Consider the following 24,794-nt stretch of genomic DNA (forward strand, 5'->3'; position numbering starts at 1 on the left):
TTTTCCTGAAGTTCAGACGCCCCAGAACAAACAGCAGAAAGTGACGCAATATATCAAAAGTCATCTAAAAAGGACCATTCAGCCTCCAGGGTCATATCACCGTCAGTAACTTCATAGGCAATTGCTATCATTTTGCCCGGCTCACGGGGATCCTTGATAACCGGTTCAATAATATCACCCAAGCGTCTGGTAAACATTCCCTTGCTGATATTCAATTCGGTACCATCAGCCAAACGCCAGCCTGCTTCACCATTTTCACATTCAATCTTTTCAGCTCCCTCCGGGGCCAAAAAGCGGATTTCCGCCAGACTATCCCCTTCTCCGTAGGGCTTCATGCTGAAATAGCCGGTTTCTCCCCCCTGGAAATTGTAGCTGCCCACGTAGCTATTGATAACTGCCGGGTCAAGCGCCTTCTCAAACTTGTCTTCATCCAGGGTCTTGACCACCTTGGCCGGATTGCCTACTACCAAACTATAATCCGGTACGTCCTTGGTTACCACGGAGCCCGCCCCTACAATGGCGTGCTTTCCCACGGTCACCCCCGGCAAAATAGTGGCCCCTGCCCCTATCCAGGCTGCTTTTTTAATCAGAACAGGCTTACAGGTCAGCACCTGCCGCTCATAAGGATCGTGATTATTTGACAAAATGGATACATTGCCGGCTATCTGGACGTCATCCTCAATGGTAATGCCGCCCCGGGCCATGGCCAGCAAATTGCTGTTGATATAAACATTCTTGCCGATAACCATATTCTCGGCGCACACTGCTGACAGAGGCGCCACAATGTAGCTTCCCTCACCAAAATGCTCACCAAATATATCCTTGATGGCCGCCATATATTCATCAGTACGTGGCATGGTATGATTCAGGGCAAATAGCTTCTGCTCCAAGGTAACAGCCCGCTGCTTATCTGTATCCTTCAATTTACGTAAATCCACTACAAATTCTTCCATGTTATTATCCCCAAACTCTCTTTTAAAATATAAAATCTACTTAAATTTTACACCAAGTTACAAAAAAATGTAAACTGCAAACAAAGCAAAGCCCCTGCCGCTTTAAAACAAACAGCAGGGGCCCTGATTATTTACTTATATTGCTTGTATTACTTTACAGCCAAAGTAATATTCTCACCATTGATATTCCATTCCTTCACGAAACCGTCGGTGGAACCGTAGGTGATGCCGTCACAAAGAACGATTTTCTTGATCATGTCCTCATTGCGGCTCATGATATCAGTCAGCTTATCATTGCCGGCAGCAAATACATTGATGCGGTCGGTTACCTCAAAGCCATTTTCCTTACGCATGGTCTGAAGCTTGGAAATGATCTCACGTACAAAGCCTTCTTCAACCAGCTCAGGGGTAAGGGTGGTTTCCAAAGCAATGGTAACACTGCCATAACGCTGGGTAGCAAAGCCCTCAGTCTGGGACATGGTAATATCAATATCCTCAGGCTCCAGCTCAACCTCGCCGCTCTTTAAGGACAGCTTCAGCTTGCCGGTCTTGTCCAGCTCCTCCTTGGCGGCTGCGCCATCAAGAGTAGCCAGGGCAGCCTTAACCTCGCCAATCTGCTTGCCAACCTTTGGACCAAGCACCTTGAACTGAGGCTTCAGGGTGTAGGAGAGATATTCCTCCATATCATCCTTGAACTCAACATGCTTTACATTCAACTCGCCAGCCACGATTTCCTTGAAGAAGTCATTGAGCTCGCTGTCAGCCTTGACAAAGATATTGCCGATTGGCTGACGGTTCTTGATATTGGAAGCATTACGGGCTGCACGGCCAAGAACAACCACATCCAGTACCAGCTCCATGTTCTTTTCCAGCTCGGCATCAATAAATGCCTCGTTGGCTACAGGGAAGTCGGTCATGTGAACGGAAATTGGTGCCTTGTCGTCTACGCTGCAAACCAGATTGCGGTAAATGCTCTCAGTAATAAATGGAACCATAGGTGCTGCCAGCTTAATAACAGTAACCAGGGCAGTGTACAGAGTCATGTAAGCGTTAATCTTATCCTGGTTCATTTCCTTGCCCCAGAACCGCTCACGGCTGCGGCGTACATACCAGTTGGACAGCTCATCCACAAATTCCTGGAGAACCTTGGCAGTCTCGGTAACCTTGTAGTTGGCCAGATTGTTGTCCACAGTCTTAATAAGGGTATTCAGACGGGACAGTACCCACTTGTCCATTACGGACAGCTTGTCATAATCCAGCTCATACTTGGTCGCATCAAAATTATCAATATTGGCATAAAGCACATAGAATGCATAGGTATTCCACAGGGTACCCATGAACTTGCGCTGGCCTTCCTGTACCGCATCATCATGGAAGCGGTTTGGCAGCCAAGGAGCACTGTTTTCGTAGAAATACCAGCGAATAGCATCTGCGCCATGCTTGTTAAGGGCATCCATTGGGTCAACGGCGTTGCCCTTGGACTTGCTCATCTTCTTGCCGTCCTTGTCCTGAACGTGACCGAGAACGATTACATTCTTGTAGGAGGAATCATCAAAGAGCAATGTGGAAATTGCCAGCAGTGAATAGAACCAGCCACGGGTCTGGTCCACGGCCTCGGAAATAAAGTCAGCCGGATAACGCTCCTCAAAGATTTCCTTGTTTTCAAACGGATAATGCCACTGGGCAAACGGCATGGAACCGGAATCGAACCAGCAGTCAATAACCTCCGGTACACGCTTCATTTCCTTGCCACAGTCAGGGCACTTAATGGTTACTGCATCAATATATGGGCGGTGCAGCTCAATATCCTCCGGGCAGTTGTCGGACATGGACTTCAGCTCCTCGATGGAACCAATGGAATGCTGACAGCCACAGGAGCACTCCCAGATATTCAGTGGAGTACCCCAATAACGGTTACGGCTGATACCCCAATCCTGTACGTGCTCCAGCCACTCACCAAAACGGCCCTTGCCGATGGTATCTGGAAGCCAGTTAATGGTATTGTTGTTGGCAATGAGTCTTTCCTTTACATCAGTCATCTTGATGAACCAGGACTCACGGGCGTAGTAAATCAGTGGAGTATCGCAACGCCAGCAATGAGGATAGCTGTGCTCGAACTTAGGTGCCTTGAAGAGCTTGCCGGAAGCCTTCAAATCATCCAGAATCATTGGGTCAGCATCCTTTACGAATACACCGGCCCACTTGGTTTCCTCGGTCATGTTGCCCTTGCTGTCAACGAACTGAACAAAGTCCATGTCATAGTTGCGGCAAACCCGGGCATCGTCCTCACCAAATGCAGGAGCAGTATGAACGATACCAGTACCATCGGAAGTAGTAACATAATCATCGCACATTACGAAGAAGCACTGCTTCTTGATCTTGCCCTCAGCAAATGAATAAAGTGGCTCATATTCCTTGCGCTCCAGAGTCTTGCCCTTGAACCGTTCAACGATTTCTACCTTGGCAGCTTCCTCCGGGTTGTCCTTGGACTTGATGCCGGAGAATACGCTCTCCACCAGAGCCTCAGCCAAAATCAGATACTCGCCGTTGCAGCTTACCTTTACATAATCCACCTCCGGATTTACTACCAAACCCAGGTTGGAAGGCAGGGTCCAAGGTGTGGTGGTCCAGGCCAGGAAGGAAGTATTGTCCTCACCCTTTACCTTGAAGCGAACCATGGCGGAGCGTTCCTTGATATCCTTGTAGCCCTGGGCTACCTCGTGGGAGGACAGAGGGGTACCGCAACGAGGGCAGTAAGGAACTACCTTGTGGCCCTTGTAGAGCAGGCCCTTCTTCCAGATTTCGTTAAGAGCCCACCAAACGGACTCAATGTAATTATTTTCATAAGTAATGTAAGGATTATCCATATCAGCCCAGAAGCCAACAACATCGGAGAATTCCTCCCACATGCCCTTGTACTTCCAAACGGACTCACGGCATTCCTTGATAAATGGCTCAATACCGTACTTTTCAATCTGCTCCTTGCCATCCAGGCCCAGCTTCTTCTCCACTTCCAGCTCTACAGGCAGGCCATGGGTATCCCAACCGGCCTTGCGGAGAATCTTCTTGCCCTTCATGGACTGATAACGAGGCAGCATATCCTTGATAACACGGGTCAGTACATGACCGATATGAGGCTTGCCGTTAGCAGTTGGGGGGCCATCATAGAAGGTAAAGGTATCGCAGCCCTCGCGGATATCAATACACTTCCTGGCAATGTCATTTTCCTTCCAGAATTTCAGGATTTCTCTTTCGCGCTCAACGAAATTCAGGTTTGTGTCAACCTTGTTGTACAAATTGATTACCTCCTGTTTTGCTGTACTGGCAGCCTTTAATAATAAAAATACTCCCGCCCAAAATAGGACGGGAGCCATCATGCAAAAATAAAAGGCTCCACCCCAAAACAGGATGAAGCCCAGCTTCACTATACCACCTATTTCGTATACCAGCATATACTATCTCTGTAACGGGAGATCCCGGCTCAGCCTACTTTGCCAGCTGTATGGCATTTTGACCTGCTACTCCGAAGTGATTTTCCTCTGCCACTACTCCTGCAGGGCTTGCACCGTTTCCCTGCTCGCTGAAAGTTTCATCAGCAGAATACTTTCTTCATCATCGTCTTTATATCTTAAACTGCTTGAAATTGTACCATATATGGGATTTTTCTGCAATAAGAAGAATGAATTTTTATACTATACCATCAAATGGCAAACTTCTTTACAACAGAAGGCTCCTCATGCAGGGAAAACAGCTCAGAGGATGGGTCAATAACATTAAGCTGTCTGTCAGCATCCTCGCCACAAATCTTCTGGAAAATAAAATCAAACTGCTTTGCCACATCCATGAAGGAGGCAATCTCCTGGTCGCTGTCGTCCCAGTCAATATCATCAAAGAAAATAGTAATGGTCTTGTCTGTCTCCTTGTACTCGGTCAGACGGGCCAGCATATTTCTTACATTGGTAATAACCTTCTTAGGGTTAATGCCGTTCAAATAATCCTCAATGGAAAAAGTTATTGCTACATCACTTGTCTTGCTCATTTCTTACTTCGTACCCTTCCTTAATAATTTGTTATTCTGTGTTTTTAGTAATAAATATCCACATCACGCTACTAAAAATACGGAGATATATTATCATAGATATACTGATTTGTAAATAATTTTAGTCTATTTATGTAGTCCAATATATATTATTAATATATCCTCAGGGACTACAGTCCTAAAGGTAACATAATTTATCACAATATATGCCATAAAATACGGCCGTAAAATCAAAATATTAAATCCGATTTTTACGACCGATAAAATCAAATTATATTTATGCCATCAAACAGCAACAGCATCAGAACATGGGCATACAGCCCTTGTTCATAATCAGCCCCAGCTGTTCATACACCTGCTGGTTCATGTGGCAGTCATTTAAGGCACGGTGGGCTCCCTCGGTGGAAATGCCATAGTACTCAGCCAATACGGTCAGATTGTGCCGCTTTAACTGAGGCAAGTATTTTCTGGCCAATCTCAGGGTATCCACATAATCATTCCCCGGAATACCCCCATAATACCGCTCACTGTCCCGATAAATAAACTTCAAATCAAAGCTGTGGATATTGTGCCCTACCAGGGTCAGCCCCTCAGTAAAGTCTATAAACTCCGACAAAACCTTGTCGAAAAGCGGTGCATTGGCCACCATGGCATCTGTAATGCCATTTACCCTGGAAGCATCGTAGGGAATACTCCGCCGGGGATTAACCAGGCTGGAAAACTCATCCTCCACCCGGCCCCCAATAACCTTGACAGCAGAAATCTCCACCACGCTATCCTTAAAGCAGTTAACCCCCGTGGTCTCCAGATCAAATACCACATAATCCGGCACATATTCAACTAACTGCTTCCCCTTGCTCTTGCCTAACATATACTTCCTCTTTCCAAGCTGTTATTTCAGTTCCAACCCTACCGGGCAGTGGTCACTGCCGAAAATCTCATTGTAGATAGTGGCAGACTCGATTTTGGTGTCCAGACGGTTGGATACCAGGAAGTAGTCAATACGCCAACCGGCGTTGTTGGCTCTGGCCTTTCTGAGATAGGACCACCAAGTATAGGCCCCTGTTACATCAGGGTATACCTTGCGGAAGGTATCGGTAAAGCCGGCCTGCAGCAGCTCCGTAAATTTCTGACGTTCATCGTCAGTGAAGCCAGCGTTTTTATGATTGGTCTTTGGATTTTTCAAGTCGATTTCCTTGTGGGCCACGTTAAGGTCGCCGCAGATAATCACCGGCTTTTTCTTATCCAGACCACACACATAATCCTTAAAGGCATCCTCCCAGGTCATGCGATACTCCAGCCGAGCCAGCTCCTTCTGGGAATTAGGAGTATACACAGTCACCAGATAGTAGTCCTCAAACTCCATGGTAATAACCCGACCCTCATGGTCATGCTCTTCAATACCAAGACCATAGGTAACATCAATTGGCTCAACTCTGGTAAAAATTGCAGTTCCGGAATAGCCCTTCTTTTCCGCACTGTTCCAATACTGCTTATACCCCGGCAGATCCAAAATAGCCTGTTCTGGCTGCATTTTGGTTTCCTGCAGGCAAAACACATCTGCGTCCATATCCCGGAAGGACTCCATAAAGCCCTTGGTCAGACAGGCCCTGAGGCCATTAACATTCCACGAAACAAAACGCATATAAATTCCCCCTCATCATCCATTCTGAGTTGGGTCACCAACCATCAGGAGATACGCAATTACAATTATGCCAAGCACTATACGATAGTAGCCAAATGGCTTGAAATCGTTGTTTTTAATATATCTTAGCAGGAACTTAATGGAAATAACAGATACCACGAAGGCAGTAGCCATGCCGATAACCATAATCAGCATCTCCGGACCGGTGAAGTGAATACCAAACTTGACGATCTTCAGCAGGCTGGCACCAAACATTACCGGAATGGCCAAAAAGAAGGTAAACTCTGCCGCCACGTAACGGGACGCACCAAAAAGAATACCACCCAGAATGGTGGAGCCGGAGCGGGAAGTACCAGGCACAAGGGAAAGCACCTGGAACATGCCGATAATAAAGGCTGTCTTGTAGCTCAGCTCATTGAGATTGCTGACCTTCGGAGTCTTACCCTTGTTGTAATTCTCCACCACAATGAACATGATACCATAAAAAATCAGGGTAAAGGCCACCACTGGTGCAGTCATGAAGTGCTCCTCCATGTACTTGTTGAACATGAGACCAATAATAGCTGCCGGCAGGCAGGCAAAGATTACCTTGTACCACAGCTGATAGGTTTCCTTCTTCTCCATGCTGGACTTGTGGCTGGAAAATGGGTTCAGCCGGTCAAAATTCAACACCACAACAGCCAAAATAGCTCCCAGCTGAATAACCACAAGGAACATATCCATAAAGGACTTGGACACATCCAGCTTGATAAATTCATCCACCAATATCATGTGACCGGTACTGCTGATAGGAAGCCACTCTGTCAGGCCCTCCACAATACCCAGTATCACGGTCTTAATTAATTCCATAAAGCTTAAATCCATTTTAATATCTCTCCTCATTTCTATTCAAACAGAGATATTATAATACAATTATTCTTTTTTTCCATTAATTGGGAAATATTCCATACACAAAAATGAGGTGGAAAACAGATCCCACCTCATTCATCAACATGATATTAATAGCTGCCGCTGCCGCCGCCATTGCTGCTACTGCCACCAGAACTGCTGGAGCTTCTGCTTTCGCTCCTTTCCCGCTTGGTCCTGCTTACTGTAGTACGCAGGAAGGTATCGGACTGGTGAGTAATATTCACTGAGTTTCTGTCCAAATAATCATCTGCCTGGCTCACATGCTGTACATTGCTCATCCTACTCCGCAAATAGCAGACAAAGAGATACCCCAAGCCAAAGGAGCACAGGGCTCCAAGGATTAATCCCATAATGCTGAACTCATTGGCCGGATCCCAAGGCTCCCCTTCGTTCTCATAGTAGACCAAAAGTTCATCCACCTTGTCGGCATAATTGTTAAAGGCCGCATTATAGTCATCCTTATGGTCCTTTATCTCATCCAGGAATACTTCCTTTATGGCCGGGAAACCATTTTCATCGGTGATGCGCTGGCGCATATTATTGTCCGTGGTAACAGCCCATTTTCTGGCACTCGGGCAAATCACCAGCATAATACTGCCGTTGTTGTGGGCTTCATCACGATAATACTTGTTGAGGACATCATCAGCAAATGCCTTAATCCCCTTCTCAGTTCCCGTGTTTGAATCCTTTGGTACGGTCATTACAGCCACCCGAACATTGTGCTTCTGTTCGATTCCATTGAGTTTTTTCTCCAAAGCCGCCGACTGTTCAGGTGTTATTAAGCCTTCCATATCATGGACGCTGGTTGCTGCCAGATTGGTCGGCAGTCCCGTGTTGACATTGGCCTGTTTATCCGTTTGAGTTACAGTATTCGTAACCTTTTTCACCTTGGTAGTCTCTGCCATAACCGGCATGGAAAATGCCAGCAGAAGCAACAGGGACATAAAAATCGTAAATATCTTTTTCATTTCTCTGCCCCCTGTCCTAATCCGCCATAGCTTCCATCAGAATTAACACTATCCACTTGCAGATGAAATAGGTTATAGGCAATGTAATGAGACTTGCCAACCCCCAGTACATCTTGGCCTTATTTTCATCCACTGGCAGCTCGCCTACCAGCTTGCCGGTCTGGCCGTTCATAACGAAGGTATAAGGCTTATCCTCATACTTGGTGGTCAGAATCCATACAGGTGCCATAGCATATTGCTCCTTGCCATCGGTTCTGAAAACACTCAAATGCTCCGTAGTACAGGAATCATAGCCATCCACTGTGTAACGCAACACCCCATCTGCCGACTCTTTAATACGCACCTCAGCATTTGGCAAGGCCGCCTTGGCATCAACATCATATTTGTCAGCCAAAAAGCCTGCCATATAGGAAGTATTAAAAGGAACCAGCTGATTATAATCAAATGGCTCAATGCTTTCCATCCATGTGTCGTCCATTTTCACACTGCCATCCACAGGCACATTGTAAAAATTCATAGTACCGGCCCGATGAACCTTATAATAGTCGGTTTCTGTAACATCATAGTCCCCATCAGTATAGCAACGGGTCTTGGTGGCACTGTACTCAGCCTCGGCCTCAACAGATTCATTAAATAGCCAATATGGCACATACATACCCTGAATGGCCTCTACTCTGGCTTTGGAAGCAAAATTGCTTGGAAGGAGCCATTTACCCCTGTGATATGCCGCAAAGGCTATCTTGGCATCCTGCTTGTTCTTTTGGAAAGGAATGACCATATCAGGGCGAAGCTGCTTTTCATAACGGCCCGGAACCATGGTAGGATTGCCGCAATAAACACACTCCGTGGCCATTGTATTGTTATCACAAACTATTTCAGCACCGCAGGAGGAACAGGTCATGGCCTTTAGGATAGCAATTTCTTCCGCATCCCAGGCTCCCCCTGCCGCCTCCATCTCAAACTGCTTTTTCTCTATTTTCTCATCCTTGGCCTTATTGGCCTGAGCTGCCGCTGCTTCCTGTTCTGCGTACAGTCTTTCCAGTTCCTCTACAGTAAATTCTGCCTCGCAGTATTCACATTTTATCTTACTGCCACTGCCAGGAGTATAGGCAAGAGGCGCACTACAGCTAGGACACTTATAGTTTACCGAGGTATCTGCCATATTCATCCCCCCTATCATGTCATTAAGTCAAAATCCCAAAAACACCATTCACTGAATGTCGTTATCATCAAATACATCACCACATTCAGGACAGAATTTAGGTGGATGATGTGGGTCCTCCGGCTGCCAGCCGCACTTGTCACACTTATAAAGAGGCGCATCAGCCGGTTTCTTGGCACCACAATTTGGACAGAACTTGCCCTGGTTTACACTACCACAGCTGCAGGTCCAGCCCTGAGGCTCTGGCTTCTTTGCACCGCACTGAGTACAGAACTTGCCAGTATTTTCATTACCACAAGAGCACTTCCAGCTATTTCCTGCTGGAGCCGCTGCAGCTGGTGGTGGAGTCTGAGGTGGCTGCTGTTGTGCTTGCTGAGCCTGCTGGGCTTGCTGTTGCTGCATTGCACCCATCTGCATCATCTGGGCTGCCTGACCGCCGCCAATACCACCGGCCATGCCCATGCCCATAAAGGCACCCATGGCCCCGGCACCTCCTTCATTGGAGGCTGCCATCTTTACACCATCAGCGGTAGCGCCGGCCATCTGAAGACCGGCCATATGGGCATTGCCCATGCTGGCATAACGCTGATAATCCTTAATCTTTTCTTCGTCTTCGTCGCTGGCCTTTACGCTGCTGACACCGAAGGAAACTATCTCAATACCTCTCAGCTCACCCCATTTCTGGCTGAGCAAATTATTTAAGGTATCTGCCAGCTCGTCTACGTGGGCCGGAATGCTGCTGTATTTGATTTCCTGCTCTGACAGCTTGGCCATAGCCGGCTGCAGCTTGGTCATCAGCTCACTCTTAAGCTGGCTGTCAATTTCCTCTCTGGAATAGGAGTCAGTTATATTGCCGCATACGTTGGTGTAGAACAACACCGGATTGGTAATCCGATAACTGTACTCGCCAAAGCACCGCAGGGACACAGTCATGCTAAGGCCGCTGCGCTTGTCAAAGGTATCAAAAGGAATTGGGCTTGGAGTACCGTATTTATTGCCAATGATTTCCTTGGTGTTGACAAAGTATACCCTCTGATCCTTCCCCGGATCGCCGCCGAAGGTAAATCTCTTGCCGATTTCACCGAAAATTGCCTTTACGTTGTCTGCCAGACCACCGGTAAATACAGATGGCTGCAAAGTGGTATCATACCGATATTCCCCAGGCTCGGAGCAAATATCCACTACCTTGCCCTGCTCCACTATAATCATGCACTGGCCGGTATTGACCGCCACAATGGAGCCATTGGAGATTACATTGTCCTCTGCACTGGTATTGGAGCTGCGCCCCTGACTGCTGAGACGTTTTTGCCCCTTTACCACCAAGAGGTCCGCCGGAATGCTTTCACAATAAATAAATTCCTTCCACTGGTCCGCCAGAGTACCGCCTGCAGCACCCATGGCTGCTTTAATAAGGCCCATAGTTTTTACCCCCCATATAAAATAAACAACGCGTAAATAACATAATACTACATGTTCATTATTCTATATTAATTGGCAAAAACCTTTTATGGTTTATAAATGTGACTATAGTTTTATAAAATAAAAAAATACTGCCCATAGCTTTCCGCAGAAAACCATAAGCAGTATTCCAGTACGTATTTATTTCAGTAATTCATCCATGCGGGGCAATGGCTTGCTGGTGTCCATATGTCCTTTAATAGACTCCACATTCCGGCCCTCAATGGTAATCTGAACCTTCTTTATCTCCGGGAATTCCGTGAGGGTATTGACGATGGAGCCCACCAGAAATTCCTCGCCAGTGGACCCACCATTAAAGTTTTTCACCAGGGCCTTGTCAAAATCAACCTTGGCAGTGTCGCCGCTTACAGAAACCCCCAACAGCTTGGCCTGCTTTGGCATCACAACAGAGAGCTTACTGTCATTTGTCCCCTCCATCAGTGCCTCCATGACCGCCTTATACTTATTGGTTCCAGAAGTCTTGACCGTCTTCTCCACAGCCACCAGCCTGGTAGCATCGTTATTAGGGAAGTAAACCTTTACCTTGATTTTCTCATCAGCTGTTTTTTCAGTCTTGTTCTCCACCACAGTATTGGTATTTTTATTGGTCTGTGGGTTATTATCTTTATCGCAGCCGGCCACCACCAGGGTCATGAGCACAATCATCAGTACTGCGATAATTTTTGTTATTTTCATTATGGATAATCCTCCTTATCTTCCAATACTCTGGAAGTAATTGCTTATTCCCTTGCAGATTGCCAAGGCCATGGTATGCTGCATTTCAGCACTGGCCAGCATATTTTCCTCATAAGGATTGGATATAAATGCCGTTTCAACCAATGTCGCCGGAATCCAGGAATTTCTAAGTACATAAAATCTGGCCTGGTTAATGCCACGGTCACGCAGTCCGGTGGCTGCCACCATTTCATCCTGAATTTGCTGTGCCAGCAGTGAATCCCTGTAGCCATGGGCATAATAATAGGTTCCGGTTCCCCGGGCAGAGGAATTGGTAAAGGCATTGCAATGAATGCTGACGAAGATATCCGCCTCAGGATGACGACGGCTCACATTGACACGGGCCTGCAGCTCCTGCTTATCCGTGGCATTAGGACCGTATACATCAACGTCCGTCGTGCGGGTCATTACCACATTGACACCGTTGGCTTCCAAAATGCGGGCCACATCCAGAGCAATATTAAGAGTTACATCCTTTTCCCTCACATAGCTTGGACCAATGGCTCCCGTATCACTGCCACCATGTCCGGCATCCACCACAACGGTGAAGCCCTCAACGCCTTCGAGGCTTTCATCCCCCAGGGCTTTATGTTGAGCCCCCTTGTCAGCGGCAACCTCTATCACCAGACGATATGGTTTTTTGGCCTTGCGGTCAGCCTCAGCCGTATATACCTTATATTCATGGTCCGACAATGAATCTGTCACCGCCAAGGTAACCACCATATCCCGATGGTCATTTTTCAAAGTCATATAGCGGGCTATTTTTCGGTCAAGACCTATATTTTTCTTGACGTCACCACGGTTGGTATTCTTCAGTGTCAATATCAGATGGTATGGCCGATCAGGATTTTCGCTTACCTCATATTCCAGCTCACCTTTATTCATACCCATTTCAATGCGGACCCAATTTCGGCCATCGTCATCCTTAAAGGTATTGTAGTGGAAATAATTTAACGTGTGGTTTACTGCTGCCTGAGCCGGCACAGAGCCAAGCCCAATGAATCCCATTATGCAGCAAATCACTATGAGCAATCTACACCATATTTTCTTCAATGATATTCGCTCCTTATCAGTCTTCCATAAGCTCCATGGCTTCCTTCAACGCCGCCTGGGTTGATTCCTTATCCTTTTTGATATCCAGCTTTATATAATTGCCTTCATTGATATTATCAGGCAACAGACTGCAGGGAATCTCAATCTGAAACTCCTCTTCTCCTAGCAGGATTACGGCCAAATCTTCTTCAATACGGTCAACATAGCCTGAAATCATCTTATTTCTCTCCCTTTACCGAATAAGTCTTTCCATCAGTTATTACGGTTACAGTACCGCTCTTGTCGGTTTCCAGTACATTAACATTCAGCTTCTTAAGGGTCTGCATGGTTTCCTTGTGGGGATGCCCATATCGGTTATTGGTGCCACAGGAAATAATGGCATATTCCGGCTGCACGGTCTTCACATAATTAAAGGTGGAAGACGTGTGACTGCCATGATGCGGTGCCTTGTACACCTTGCATTTCAGGCTGTTGCCGTAGGCTGCCAGCAAATCCTTTTCTATCTCTTTTTCCGCATCCCCGGTAAGGAGCATGGAAAAATCGCCAAAAGTCAGAATTCCCACGATGGATTCATTGTTGACGTTGACCTTCTTATCTGCCTGCAAATCCCGGGTATCATTTTCAATAATCTGCGTTGTTGGGCTCAGCACCTTAAAGGAAACACCATTGCCAAAATCCAGCACATCCCCGGCCTTAACCTTCACCTGCTTTGTGCCCTGGGCCTTGGCCGCCTTTAAGGCATTGCGGAAGGCTCCACTGGCAGACGGAATACCGTTGTGAACCAGCTCGGTTACCCCATACTTTTTGATGACCTTGGCTGCCTTGCCAATGTGATCTGCATGGGCATGGGTCATTATCAGCTTGTCAATATGCTTAATACCTTCCTTGTCCAGAGCGGCAAAGAGCTGATTATTGTCCTCGTCCTTGCGGTTGTCCTCCCGATACTTGTCATCACCGGTGTCAATGAGAATCACCTGCTCGCCCGTATTGATGAGAATGGCGTCCCCCTGGCCCACATCCAGCACTTTTACAGTAAGCTGTCCCTTGGCCTCCGCCGTAGCTGCCGTATTATTGGAATCCGCTTCTGAAGCATTGTCAGAATTGCCATTGCCACAGCCTGAAATCAGCACCGCCATTGTAAGAAGCATTACAGCAAGATATTTATATATTCCCCTTATCACGTTGTCACCAGCCTTACTGTTTGTTCTTCACATTAATAACATACAGCCTGATGCCAAGCATAATCAGCCAGGCCACCACACTGACCAGCAGCACATAATCAATGGTCTGCAGATCGCTGAAATTGGTCATGGCCAGCACCACCACAATAAGCACCAGCATCAGCCAGTCAGATTTATTCATTCCTTCTATCTTCATGAGAACCTCCTCATATTGCACAGTACCTTAGTACGAACTTACATACTATTCAATTATAACGCAGATGTTCAAATTTTTCCATTTCAATGGAAAAATATTCCTTATAGCGTTTCAACAAGGCCATTTTTTATAAGCCTTGTTATACACCAGTTGTTCGTTATTTTCCACCTAAAAAGCCCCCGCACAAGGCGGGAGCTTTCATTCAGATAATTATGGAGTTACAGTAATCTGCTTGTTGTTCTTGTCCTCTACAACAGCGTTTTCCAGATTCATGATTTCATGAGCCTGCTTCAGCTGCATATCCACCTGAGTATAGGAGGTACCGCCGTAGGAGTTGCGGTTCTTTACGCAGGTTTCAGGACTAATGGCATCATAAATATCTTCCTCAAAGAGGTCGGACAATGCCTTAAATTCATCCATGGACATATCCGCCAACCATTTGTTGGCTTCAATGCAATGGTGAACGGCCTTGCCGGATACGGCATGGGCCTGTCTGAATGGCATGCCCTTCTTCACCAGATAATCTGCCAGATCTGTTGCATTGGAGAAGTCCTCTGCTACAGCCCGGCGCATTACCTCCGCCCGAACCTTCATGCCACGGATAATACGGGCATAAACTGCCAGACTGAATTTAATGGTGTCAATAGTGTCAAAAATACCTTCCTTATCCTCCTGCAAATCCTTATTATAAGCCAATGGCAGCCCTTTTACGGTGCTGAGCATGGCCATAAGGTGACCTACCACCCGGCCGGTTTTGCCCCGAACCAATTCTGAAACATCAGGATTTTTCTTCTGAGGCATCATGGAGGAGCCAGTACAATGAGCATCGTCTAATTCGATGAAGAAAAACTCACGGGAGCACCACAGTATGGTTTCTTCGCTAAGTCGGGAGAGGTGAACCATCAAAATAGACGCAGCAGATAAAAATTCCATGATATAATCCCGGTCTGACACAGCATCCAGGCTGTTGGAATAAATATTGGCAAAGTTCAGCTGCTCTGCCACATATTCCCGGTCAATAGGGAAGGTGGTACCAGCCAAAGCACCGGCACCCAGCGGCATAATATCACAGCGCTCATAAACGCCATTGAAGCGGTCAAAATCCCGCTTCAGCATGGAGAAATACGCCAGCATATGATGGGAGAACAGAACAGGCTGGGCCCGCTGAAGGTGAGTGTATCCCGGCATAATTACATCACTGTATTTTTCTGCCGTTTCCACCAGGGCCTGCTGCATATCCAAAATCAGCTGCTGGACCTCCACCACCTGACGACGGATAAACATGTGGGTATCAAGAGCCACCTGATCATTCCGGCTACGGGCCGTGTGGAGCCGCCCCCCAGCCTCACCGATAGCATCCGTCAGACGCTTCTCGATGTTCATGTGAATATCTTCCAGAGCCACCTCAAAGGAGAACTGCCCCTCTTCAATTTTCTTAAAGATGTCCTTCAGTCCGGCAATGATAGCGTCACGGTCTGCCTCAGAAATAATGCCTGCCTTGGCCAGCATGGTGGCATGGGCAATGGAGCCGGCAATATCCTCGTTATACATGCGCTTATCAAAGTCTATAGAGGCCTGAAAGTCATTTATCATTTCATCGGTGGACTTGGAAAAACGGCCACCCCACAGCTGTTCAGCCATATTATTTACCTGCCTTTTCCTGCATAAGTGCGCGAACCTTCAATGGAAGGCCAAAGAGATTGATGAAGCCCTCTGCATCAGCCTGATTATATACATGGTCTTCCTCAAAGGTTACATATTCCTGATTGTACAGGGAGTATGGAGATTTTGCACCGGCACTCATGATATTGCCCTTGTAGAGCTTCAGCTTAACAGTACCAGTAACGGTCTCCTGAGTGCTGTCCACGAAAGCAGACAGTGCTTCACGAAGCTGGCAGAACCACATACCATCATATACCAGCTCACCAAAACGGATGGCCGCACCTTCCTTATAGTGGTAGGTAGCACGGTCAAGGCAGAGATATTCCAGCTCGCGGTGAGCATAGTACAGAATAGCACCGCCCGGGTTCTCATAAACGCCACGGGACTTCATGCCAACGAGACGGTTCTCACAGATATCAACGATACCGATACCATTGCGGGCACCGATTTCATTCAGCTTGTTCAGAAGCTCTACTGCACCCATGCGCTCGCCGTTAACAGCCACCGGAATACCCTTTTCGAAGCATACAGTAACTTCCTCAGGCTTGTCAGCAGCATCCTCCGGAGCCTTGGATACCAGATACATCTCATTCTGAGGTGCATTCCAAGGATCCTCCAGATCGGAGCCCTCATGGGACAGATGCCAAATATTCTTGTCCATGGAATATTTCTTGTTATCAGTAGGGATATCAATATTATGAGCCTTGGCATACTCAATTTCCTGGGTACGGGACAGTAGCTCCCACTCACGCCATGGAGCAATAATGCCCATATTAGGAGCCAAAGCCTTTACAGTCAGCTCAAAACGAACCTGATCATTGCCCTTGCCGGTTGCACCATGGGCAATAGCATCAGCGCCCTCCTCCTTGGCAATCTCCACCAGCTTCTTGGCAATCAGCGGACGTGCAAAGGAAGTACCCAGAAGGTATTTGCCCTCGTATACAGCACCAGCCTTAAGAGTAGGCCATACATAATCAGTAAGGAATTCCTCGGTCAAATCTGCAATATAGCACTTGGAGGCACCGGAACGCAGAGCCTTGTCATGAATAGCCTGCATATCATCACCCTGGCCAATATCAGCACAGCAGGCGATAACCTCACAGCCACCATAGTTCTCCTTGAGCCAAGGAATAATAACGGAAGTATCCAAACCACCGGAATATGCCAATACAACTTTCTTAAAATCTGCCATAATCATTATCTCCTTTATGAAATATTATTTATTAGTCGCCCATAAGAAGTGCCATGATGGCCTTCTGGGTGTGAAGTCTGTTTTCTGCCTCATCAAAAATTACATCAGCATAGGCTTCCATAATTTCATCGGTGATTTCCTCACCACGGTAAGCCGGCAGACAGTGCATTACGATAACCCGCTTGTCAGCCACCTTAAGCAGCTCCTCATTCACCTGATAATCCTTGAAAATCTTCTTGCGCTCATCATGCTCCGCCTCCTGACCCATGCTGGCCCAGGTGTCAGTTACCACAATGTCCGCATCCTTGGCGGCCTCATAAGGGTCAGTTACCAGCTGAATGGATGCACCAGTTTCCTTGGCATCCTCCACAGCATTTTTATAGACCTGCTCATTAGGCTCAAAGCCCTTTGGAGTAGCTGCCATAAAGTTGATGCCCGCCTTGGCACAGCCATACATGTAGGAATTGGTCATATTGTTGCCATCTCCCACATAAGCCATTTTCAGGCCCTTCATGTTCTTGCCTTTGTGTTCCTGAATGGTCAGGAGATCCGTCAGCACCTGACATGGATGCAAAAGGTCTGTAAGAGCATTGATAACCGGTACATCGGACCACTGGGCAAACTCCTCCACCCGGTCATGGCCGAAGGTACGGATCATAATGCCGTCCAAATATCGGGACATTACCCGGGCCGTATCCTTTATTGGCTCACCGCGTCCTAACTGCAGATCACGGTTGGACAGGAACAAGGCCTGACCGCCCAACTGGTACATACCAGTTTCAAAGGACAAACGGGTGCGGGTAGAAGACTTCTCAAAAATCATGCCCAGAGTCTTGCCCTTCAGCAGATGATGTTCAATGCCCGCCTTCTGTTTGGCTTTCAGCTCATGGGCCAACGTCAAAATCTCGTTGACCTCATCCACGGACAAATCGTGGATTGATAGCAAATCCTTGCCTTTCAACATCTATCTAACCTCCCAACCGTTGAAATACTTTTGTACACCAACGGTATATATTATACTACAGTTTTCGGATATTTTCATCCAATTGTATATTCTTAAGCTGGGAATGTTACCTTTCACGACGACTTCGTCACTAAAACCATTTTTTTCGTTATTGAAATAGCAGGAAAAATCATAACTCGCTTCGCTCAAACAAATGATTTTTCCAGCTAATGCAGGTATGAAAAAAAATAGTTTCTTAACGCTCCTCAGTCTAAGTGTTCAAGGTAACTATTCCCAATCTTAGACTAAGACTATTACTTAAACTTTGGTAAAACTTCCTCTAAAATATCACATACTTCATCAATATGTGCCTTATTTACAATAAGTGGTGGTACAAATCTCAGTACATTTCCCGCGGTGCAGTTGATAATTGCCCCCTTCTCCAGGCAGGCATTAACAATATCCCGTCCTGGCTTGGTCAGCTCCATGCCCAGGATAAGCCCCATGCCCCGGACCTCTTTAATAAGAGCCGGATACTGGGCCTGGATTTTCTCCAAACGGGACTTCATATAATCCCCCATGGTCTCCACATTGGCCAGGAACTCATCATTTCCAACCACATCAAGTACCACATTAGCCGCGGCACAAGCCAGTGGATTACCACCGAAGGTAGAACCGTGGTCTCCTGCGTGGAAAACCGCTGCTACCTTGTCAGTGGCAATAAAGGCACCAATTGGCACACCACCGGCCAGGCCCTTGGCCAAGGTTACTATATCCGGCTTAACGCCAAATTTATCATAAGTGAAGAATTTACCGCTGCGACCGATACCCGTCTGGATTTCATCAAATATCAGCAGGGCGTTGTACTTATTGCAAAGCTCACGGACTTTGGTTAAATAAGCACCCTCTGGCACATGCACGCCGCCTTCGCCTTGAATAGGCTCCAGCATAACTGCTGCGGTCTTATCACTCATTATCTTTTCAAGGGCTTCTATATCGTTGTACGGTACATAATCGAAGCCCGCCGGCAATGGGCCGAAGCCCTCCTGATACTTAGGCTGTCCGGTTGCCGTCAAGGTGGCAATGGTACGGCCATGGAAGCTATGCTCCGCCGTAATAATCTGGGATTTATCCGCCGCAATGCTATGAGCATATTTGCGGGCCAGCTTGATGGCTCCCTCGTTGGCCTCAGCCCCAGAATTGCCGAAAAACACCTTATTAAGTCCACTTAAACTGGTGAGCTTTTCCGCCGCATCAGCCTGCACCTGGGTATAGTACAGATTGGAGCAATGAATCATCTTGCCGGCCTGATCAGCTACTGCCTTTACCAGCTCCGGATGATTATGGCCCAATACATTTACTGCTATACCACCCAAAAAATCGATATATTTCTTGCCCTGGGTATCATAAACATAGACCCCATCGCCATGATCCAACACTATCTTATAGCGGGCAAATACCGGCAGGTAATCCCTGGCGTCCTTGGCATAAATCTGTTCATCCGTCACGTTTATACACCCTTTCTTACTTAATCACCTGGGTACCAATACCACTGGAGGTCAGCAGCTCCAAAATTATGGAATGCGGCTGACGTCCGTCAATAATGTGAACCTTGTTGGTACCGCTTTCAATGGACTTGAGACAGGCCTCTATCTTAGGAATCATGCCCCCGGAAATAATGCCGGACTTGATGTACTCCTTGGCCTCAGCCACCGTCAAGGTGGAAATAAAGGTATCCTTGTCCTCAAAATCCTTATATACACCCTCAGTATCAGTCAAAAGCAGCAGCTTTTCCGCCTTGAGGGCCCCGGCGATTTCTGCCGCCACATAATCAGCATTGATATTGTAGCTTTCGCCATCCTCGCCTACGCCAATAGGGGCAATGACCGGAATGTAGCCGTTATTCAGCAGGGTATCCAGGATAGAGGTATCAATGGAGGCCACCTGCCCCACATAGCCAATATCCACATTTTCCTGCTGACCGGCTTCATCATAAACGGTAGCCAGCTTTTTCTGGGCCTTAATAAGTCCCGCATCCTTGCCGCTAAGACCAACTGCCTTGACTCCCCGATGGTTCAGCATATTGACGATGTCGGAATTGACCTTGCCATCAAGCACCATCTCAGCTATTTCAACGGTCTCCTCATCAGTGACTCTAAGACCGCTGACAAAAGCAGACTGCTTACCAACCTTCTTTAGAAACTGGGTAATATCCGGGCCGCCACCATGAACAATGACCGGCCGCATACCCACATATTTCAGGAGGCTTACGTCCTCCATAACCTTCTGCTTCAGATCCTCATTTATCATGGCATTCCCGCCGTACTTTATTACGATGGTCTTGCCATAAAATTCCTGTATGTAGGGCAGGGCTTCAATAAGAGTCCCCGCCTTTTTCTCTGCGTGTTTCATCACTGCCATATCATTCACTCCATAAAATGAAGACTTATTCAGGTGGAGTTTTAAACTCCATCTGAATTTAGTCGAATTTTACCCATTGCTTTACTGGCACTTAACTCCCACCTAAGATGAAGGAGTCTTAGTGCCAGTTAACATCGGATCAGGTATGATATTCTCCGTTAATCTTTACGTACTCATAGGAGAAATCACAGCTCCAAACAGTGGCGGATGCATCGCCCATGCCCATCTCCACATCAATGACAATATCGTGCTCAGCCATAACCTTGGCCAACTCATCCATGTTGAAGTCAGCTCCCAGGCCATTGGCATAAACCGGAATATCACCAAACTTAATCACTGTCTTTTCCGGAACCATTGGCACTCCGGCATAACCTACTGCACAGATTACCCGGCCCCAGTTAGGATCCTCACCAAAAAAGGCGGTCTTAACCAGTGGTGACTTGGCAATGCTCATGGCCACAGTCTTGGCATCCTCAAAGGTCTTGGTGCCATGTACATCAATGGTCAGGAACTTGGTAGCACCCTCGCCGTCAGCGGCAATACGCTTGGACAGCTCCTGGCAGATGGTCTTCAAGGCATCATAGAACTTCTTATAATCCTCAGTGCCTTCCTTGATTTCCTCGTTGCCGGCCTCACCATTTGCCAGTACCAGCACCGTATCATTGGTACTCATATCACCATCAACGGAAATCATATTGAAGGAAATCTCCACGATGTCAGACAAGGTCTTTTGCAGGAGAGGTGCACCAATGTTGGCATCAGTGGAGATATAGCACAGCATGGTGGCCATATTTGGCTGAATCATGCCGGAACCCTTGGCAATAGCTCCGAAGCGAACCTCCTTGCCGCCGATTTCCACGGCAAAGGAGCAGGCCTTGGAGTAAGTATCAGTTGTAATAATGGCATTGCCCGCATTAACACTGCCATCCTCAGAGAGCTCAGCAGCAGCCGCCTTAATACCGGCTGCCAGCTTGTCCATTGGCAGATTTACACCAATGATACCAGTGGAACCCACCAGCACATCATGAGGGTCACAGCCCAGCTCGGCTGCGGCCAGCTTGGCCATCTCCTGGGCATTCTTCAGGCCAACCTCACCGGTGCAGGCATTGGCACAGCCGGCATTAGCTACAACAGCGTGAGCCTTGCCGTTTTTAATATGCTCTCTATCTACGATAACCGGCGCTGCAGCTACTGCATTCTTGGTGAAAACACCAGCTACTGCCGCTTCTTTTTCTGTATAAATCAGGGCCAAATCCAGATTGCCGCTCTTTTTAATACCGGCCTTAACACCGGCAGCCTTAAAGCCCTTCGGGAAGGTCACGCCAGCCTTTGCACTTTTTTCAGAAAACATCAAAATTCCTCCTCTATATCAAACCATAAAACTGTAGTATTTCATCATCAAGGGTACATTGGCACAACATCCAGCCCCAGCTTTTCCTCAAAGCCACAGGCAATGTTGAAATTCTGCACTGCCTGCCCAGCCGCTCCCTTTACCAAATTATCAATGACGGAAAGAACAATTACCCGGTTGGTTCGTGGATCAATATGCCAGCCCAGCTCACAGTAGTTGGAGCCCCGGACATTCTTGGTGGCAGGGTATCCATTACGCCCCAGAAGTCTGATAAAGAACTCTTTACCATACATATCCTCATAAGCCTTATCTACCTGCTCCGGTGTAACCCCTGCCTTAAGTGTTGCATAGCAGGTGCTCAGAATACCTCTGGACATTGGCACCAAATGAGGTGTAAAGTTTAGCACCGTAGATTCCCCGGACAAATCAGCCAGGGCCTGCTCAATTTCCGGTGTATGACGGTGAGTAGCTACCCCATAGGCCTTGAAGCTGTCATAAAGCTCCGGAAAATGGTTAGGCAGCTTGGCTCCCCGGCCAGCCCCGGAAACCCCGGACTTGGCATCCACCACGATGGTGGATACATCTATCAGCTTATTCTTGGCCAATGGAGCCAAAGCCAATATGCTGGCGGTGGTATAGCAGCCTGCATTGCCAATAATCTTGGCATCCTTCACCTGGTCACGATACAGCTCAGCCAGACCATATACCCTTGGAGCCTCCTTGTGGGTATGCTCCACCTTGTACCAGGCCTCATAAATATCCGTATCATCAAAGCGGTAATCCGCCCCCAAATCGATAATGCGGGTTGGCATATTCTCCAGTGCCTTCCCCACCTTCATGGCATGACCATGAGGCAGGCAGATAAACACGAAATCGCTGTCCTTGCCAATTTTGTCCATTTCCTTCATGCTGATAAGCTTCTGATTATAAATTCCTCGCAGATGAGGATATAAATCATCAATATATTCACCTGCATGGCTTTCAGAGGTTATATGCACCACCTGGGCCTCAGGATGATTATGCAAAATTCTCAACAATTCGGCACCGGCATAACCGGTAGCACCAATAACACTGACTTTCTTCATGGTCATTCCTCCTTGTCAATGAGTAGAGTATACACCTTTTATTCATAAAATGCAACTTTTAATTAATATTTATGCATCAATATACATATTTTCTATGTCATTTAGCTTATAAAATGGAAAAGCTCGAACAACTGTGTTACAATAAATAGCGTTATTTAGAATGATTTTGGGAGAAGGATTTTATATATGAATTTTATATTTAGACTGCTTAAACGCCTGTTGCTGCTGGGGCTATTATTCATTATCATGTTCTGCGGCTCCTATTATTTATCCGGTGGAACCCTGTATTTTGATGAGCCTACCACGCAACGCATAAACCGGGTTGTGTTTCTGGATCGGGAAGTAAATAAAGTACTGGATAAGGACAATTACGTAACCATTGACGAAATCCCCGAATCCCTGACCCAGGCCGTAGTGGCTGTAGAAGACAGCCGCTTTTACACCCATCACGGCTTTGATCCGGAGGGTATAGGCAGGGCAACTCTGGTTAATCTTCAGTATGGCGAGGTAAAGGAGGGTGCCAGCACCATCACCCAGCAGCTGGTAAAAAATATGTTTCTGTCCCAGGACCAGACCTACGGCCGCAAAGCCGAGGAGCTTATCCTGGCCCTCGACATGGAACTTCACTACTCCAAGGAGCAGATTTTGGAAATGTACCTCAATACCATTTACTTTGGCTCCGGCTTTTACGGAATCAAGGATGCCACAAAGGGCTATTTTGACAAAACTCCTGATCAGCTGGCCCTGCCGGAGGCGGCCATGCTGGCCGGCATCCCAAATGCCCCATCTGTTTACTCCCCTTATGAAAACTATATGCTGGCAAAAAAACGCCAGTTTATTGTATTGGATGCCATGGTAAGGGCCGGATATCTTCGGGAAAGCATTGCCGAGGATGCCAAAATCAAGCCCTTATATCTGGCCCGACAATAGCTTAATAGCCTGTAAATATGCAAAAAGAAGCATTTACGGAATGGCAACATTCCATAAATGCTTCTTTTATTGTAAATTATTCGTTACCCCAGCCACGACCTACTCTGTGATCAGGTCTAAGGTATCTGTCCAAATCATTTTCTTCAATTTCCTGTGCCTTCTGCTTGGCCAGCTTTTCCTTCTTGTACTTCTCGTAGTTTTCCTTGCCCATCTTCATGATAAGCTCATCCTCTTCCTTCTTCTCTTTGGCAACAACCTTAAGCTTGTCGCTGTAAGCATTGAAGAAATCACGGCAGATTTCGGTATAAAGCTTTTCATCACGAGGAGCGGTCTTTGGTGCCAGCTTTCTGTAGGAATACAGTACCTCATGGGACTTGGAATCAACTACATCAAAGAACACATTGAGGCGGGTATCATTGGAAACGGTGCATACAATGTAAGCATCACCATAATCCTTTACTCTCTCCTTAAAGAGCTCCAAAGCCTTATGACGGCCAAGGCGATAAATATCAATATGCTCCTTCTGGTTGACGGTTCTGCAGAAATCCTGATAGGACATATAGCTGAACTGCTGCTTCTTGTTAGCCTTTACAGCCTGGTCGTAAATCATCTTGGTAAGCTCTTCCACTGTTGGCTCCTCATCATTTGGGGAGAACTGCGGATTGCCAATTACAAAAGACTTGGCATTCAACATGTCATAGCTGTATACAGTTTCCTTGGAACTACCAACTTCCCAGGCAAACGCAAACTGAGTGCCCATTACCATAACGCACAGAACAGTCAGCAGCTGCATTATTTTCTTCATTATAAATTACCTCCAAATGTCTAGTTTTAATCCTTAGTAAAGTTTAATATAAACAGCCATGTTTGTCCATTAAAAGATTATTAAACCCACAGAACAACGAAAAAAG

At 46.9% G+C, this 24,794-nt stretch carries 23 protein-coding genes; 1 reads left to right on the forward strand and 22 read right to left on the reverse strand.

All coding sequences use genetic code 11. The features are described from left to right. Positions 1–53 precede the first annotated feature (53 nt). From D081_RS00620 to argC, 21 genes are all read right to left on the reverse strand, one after another. Positions 54–953 carry a DapH/DapD/GlmU-related protein gene (locus D081_RS00620; protein WP_085022204.1) on the reverse strand — a complete coding sequence of 300 codons (900 nt, stop codon included), beginning with the start codon at positions 951–953 and terminating at the stop codon, positions 54–56. 149 nt (positions 954–1,102) lie between these two features. After that, positions 1,103–4,249 (reverse strand): isoleucine--tRNA ligase, encoded by a 3,147-nt coding sequence (gene ileS, locus D081_RS00625; RefSeq protein WP_085022398.1) that lies wholly within the window; start codon positions 4,247–4,249, stop codon positions 1,103–1,105. Between the two features lie 404 nt (positions 4,250–4,653). Next, positions 4,654–4,992: a hypothetical protein gene (locus D081_RS00630; protein ID WP_085022205.1), complete on the reverse strand. Its 339-nt coding sequence runs from the start codon at positions 4,990–4,992 to the stop codon at positions 4,654–4,656. 301 nt (positions 4,993–5,293) lie between these two features. Further along, positions 5,294–5,863: a PolC-type DNA polymerase III gene (locus D081_RS00635; protein ID WP_085022206.1), complete on the reverse strand. Its 570-nt coding sequence runs from the start codon at positions 5,861–5,863 to the stop codon at positions 5,294–5,296. Between the two features lie 21 nt (positions 5,864–5,884). Further along, positions 5,885–6,637: an exodeoxyribonuclease III gene (locus D081_RS00640; RefSeq protein ID WP_085022207.1), complete on the reverse strand. Its 753-nt coding sequence runs from the start codon at positions 6,635–6,637 to the stop codon at positions 5,885–5,887. A 15-nt stretch (positions 6,638–6,652) separates the two neighbouring features. Continuing rightward, complete coding sequence (locus D081_RS00645) at positions 6,653–7,501, reverse strand: undecaprenyl-diphosphate phosphatase (protein WP_198941926.1); 849 nt, start codon at positions 7,499–7,501, stop codon at positions 6,653–6,655. 134 nt (positions 7,502–7,635) lie between these two features. Next, positions 7,636–8,514, reverse strand: coding sequence for a YgcG family protein (locus D081_RS00650; RefSeq protein ID WP_085022208.1), 879 nt, complete (start codon positions 8,512–8,514; stop codon positions 7,636–7,638). Between the two features lie 16 nt (positions 8,515–8,530). Next, on the reverse strand, positions 8,531–9,676 hold the full coding sequence (locus D081_RS00655; protein ID WP_085022209.1) for a hypothetical protein: 1,146 nt from the start codon (positions 9,674–9,676) through the stop codon (positions 8,531–8,533). A 48-nt stretch (positions 9,677–9,724) separates the two neighbouring features. After that, positions 9,725–11,095: an SPFH domain-containing protein gene (locus D081_RS00660; protein WP_085022210.1), complete on the reverse strand. Its 1,371-nt coding sequence runs from the start codon at positions 11,093–11,095 to the stop codon at positions 9,725–9,727. Between the two features lie 180 nt (positions 11,096–11,275). Beyond that, entirely contained in the window at positions 11,276–11,830 is a 555-nt protein-coding gene (locus D081_RS00665; RefSeq protein WP_085022211.1) for a GerMN domain-containing protein, read from the reverse strand. Between the two features lie 15 nt (positions 11,831–11,845). Then, a complete protein-coding gene (locus D081_RS00670) occupies positions 11,846–12,877 on the reverse strand; it encodes an N-acetylmuramoyl-L-alanine amidase (RefSeq protein WP_085022212.1) in 1,032 nt (343 codons plus the stop codon). Positions 12,878–12,938: 61 nt separating this feature from the next. Continuing rightward, complete coding sequence (locus D081_RS00675) at positions 12,939–13,139, reverse strand: DUF3006 domain-containing protein (protein ID WP_085022213.1); 201 nt, start codon at positions 13,137–13,139, stop codon at positions 12,939–12,941. A gap of 1 nt (position 13,140) precedes the next feature. Continuing rightward, positions 13,141–14,103 (reverse strand): ComEC/Rec2 family competence protein, encoded by a 963-nt coding sequence (locus D081_RS00680; RefSeq protein ID WP_233127374.1) that lies wholly within the window; start codon positions 14,101–14,103, stop codon positions 13,141–13,143. Positions 14,104–14,116: 13 nt separating this feature from the next. Then, positions 14,117–14,299, reverse strand: coding sequence for a hypothetical protein (locus D081_RS00685; protein ID WP_085022214.1), 183 nt, complete (start codon positions 14,297–14,299; stop codon positions 14,117–14,119). 210 nt (positions 14,300–14,509) lie between these two features. Then, positions 14,510–15,940, reverse strand: a complete 1,431-nt coding sequence (gene argH, locus D081_RS00690) for an argininosuccinate lyase (protein ID WP_085022215.1) — start codon at positions 15,938–15,940, stop codon at positions 14,510–14,512. A gap of 1 nt (position 15,941) precedes the next feature. Next, positions 15,942–17,153: an argininosuccinate synthase gene (locus D081_RS00695; RefSeq protein WP_143272053.1), complete on the reverse strand. Its 1,212-nt coding sequence runs from the start codon at positions 17,151–17,153 to the stop codon at positions 15,942–15,944. A gap of 31 nt (positions 17,154–17,184) precedes the next feature. Next, a complete protein-coding gene (gene argF / locus D081_RS00700; RefSeq protein WP_085022217.1) occupies positions 17,185–18,117 on the reverse strand; it encodes an ornithine carbamoyltransferase in 933 nt (310 codons plus the stop codon). A gap of 293 nt (positions 18,118–18,410) precedes the next feature. Beyond that, positions 18,411–19,604 (reverse strand): acetylornithine transaminase, encoded by a 1,194-nt coding sequence (locus D081_RS00705; RefSeq protein WP_369823973.1) that lies wholly within the window; start codon positions 19,602–19,604, stop codon positions 18,411–18,413. Positions 19,605–19,620: 16 nt separating this feature from the next. Next, positions 19,621–20,508, reverse strand: coding sequence for an acetylglutamate kinase (argB, locus tag D081_RS00710; protein ID WP_085022401.1), 888 nt, complete (start codon positions 20,506–20,508; stop codon positions 19,621–19,623). 148 nt (positions 20,509–20,656) lie between these two features. Further along, entirely contained in the window at positions 20,657–21,868 is a 1,212-nt protein-coding gene (argJ, locus tag D081_RS00715) for a bifunctional glutamate N-acetyltransferase/amino-acid acetyltransferase ArgJ (protein WP_085022219.1), read from the reverse strand. A 47-nt stretch (positions 21,869–21,915) separates the two neighbouring features. Further along, complete coding sequence (argC, locus tag D081_RS00720; RefSeq protein ID WP_085022220.1) at positions 21,916–22,953, reverse strand: N-acetyl-gamma-glutamyl-phosphate reductase; 1,038 nt, start codon at positions 22,951–22,953, stop codon at positions 21,916–21,918. Between the two features lie 186 nt (positions 22,954–23,139). Between argC and D081_RS00725 the strand changes: the two genes are divergently transcribed. Next, a complete protein-coding gene (locus D081_RS00725) occupies positions 23,140–23,883 on the forward strand; it encodes a transglycosylase domain-containing protein (protein ID WP_085022221.1) in 744 nt (247 codons plus the stop codon). 76 nt (positions 23,884–23,959) lie between these two features. Here D081_RS00725 and D081_RS00730 read toward each other — a convergent pair whose 3' ends face one another. Further along, complete coding sequence (locus tag D081_RS00730) at positions 23,960–24,688, reverse strand: hypothetical protein (protein ID WP_085022222.1); 729 nt, start codon at positions 24,686–24,688, stop codon at positions 23,960–23,962. Positions 24,689–24,794 lie beyond the last annotated feature (106 nt).

This window comes from Anaerovibrio sp. JC8 (genome assembly GCF_002100115.1).
In the GTDB taxonomy this organism is placed as follows: Bacteria; Bacillota; Negativicutes; order Selenomonadales; family Selenomonadaceae; genus Anaerovibrio.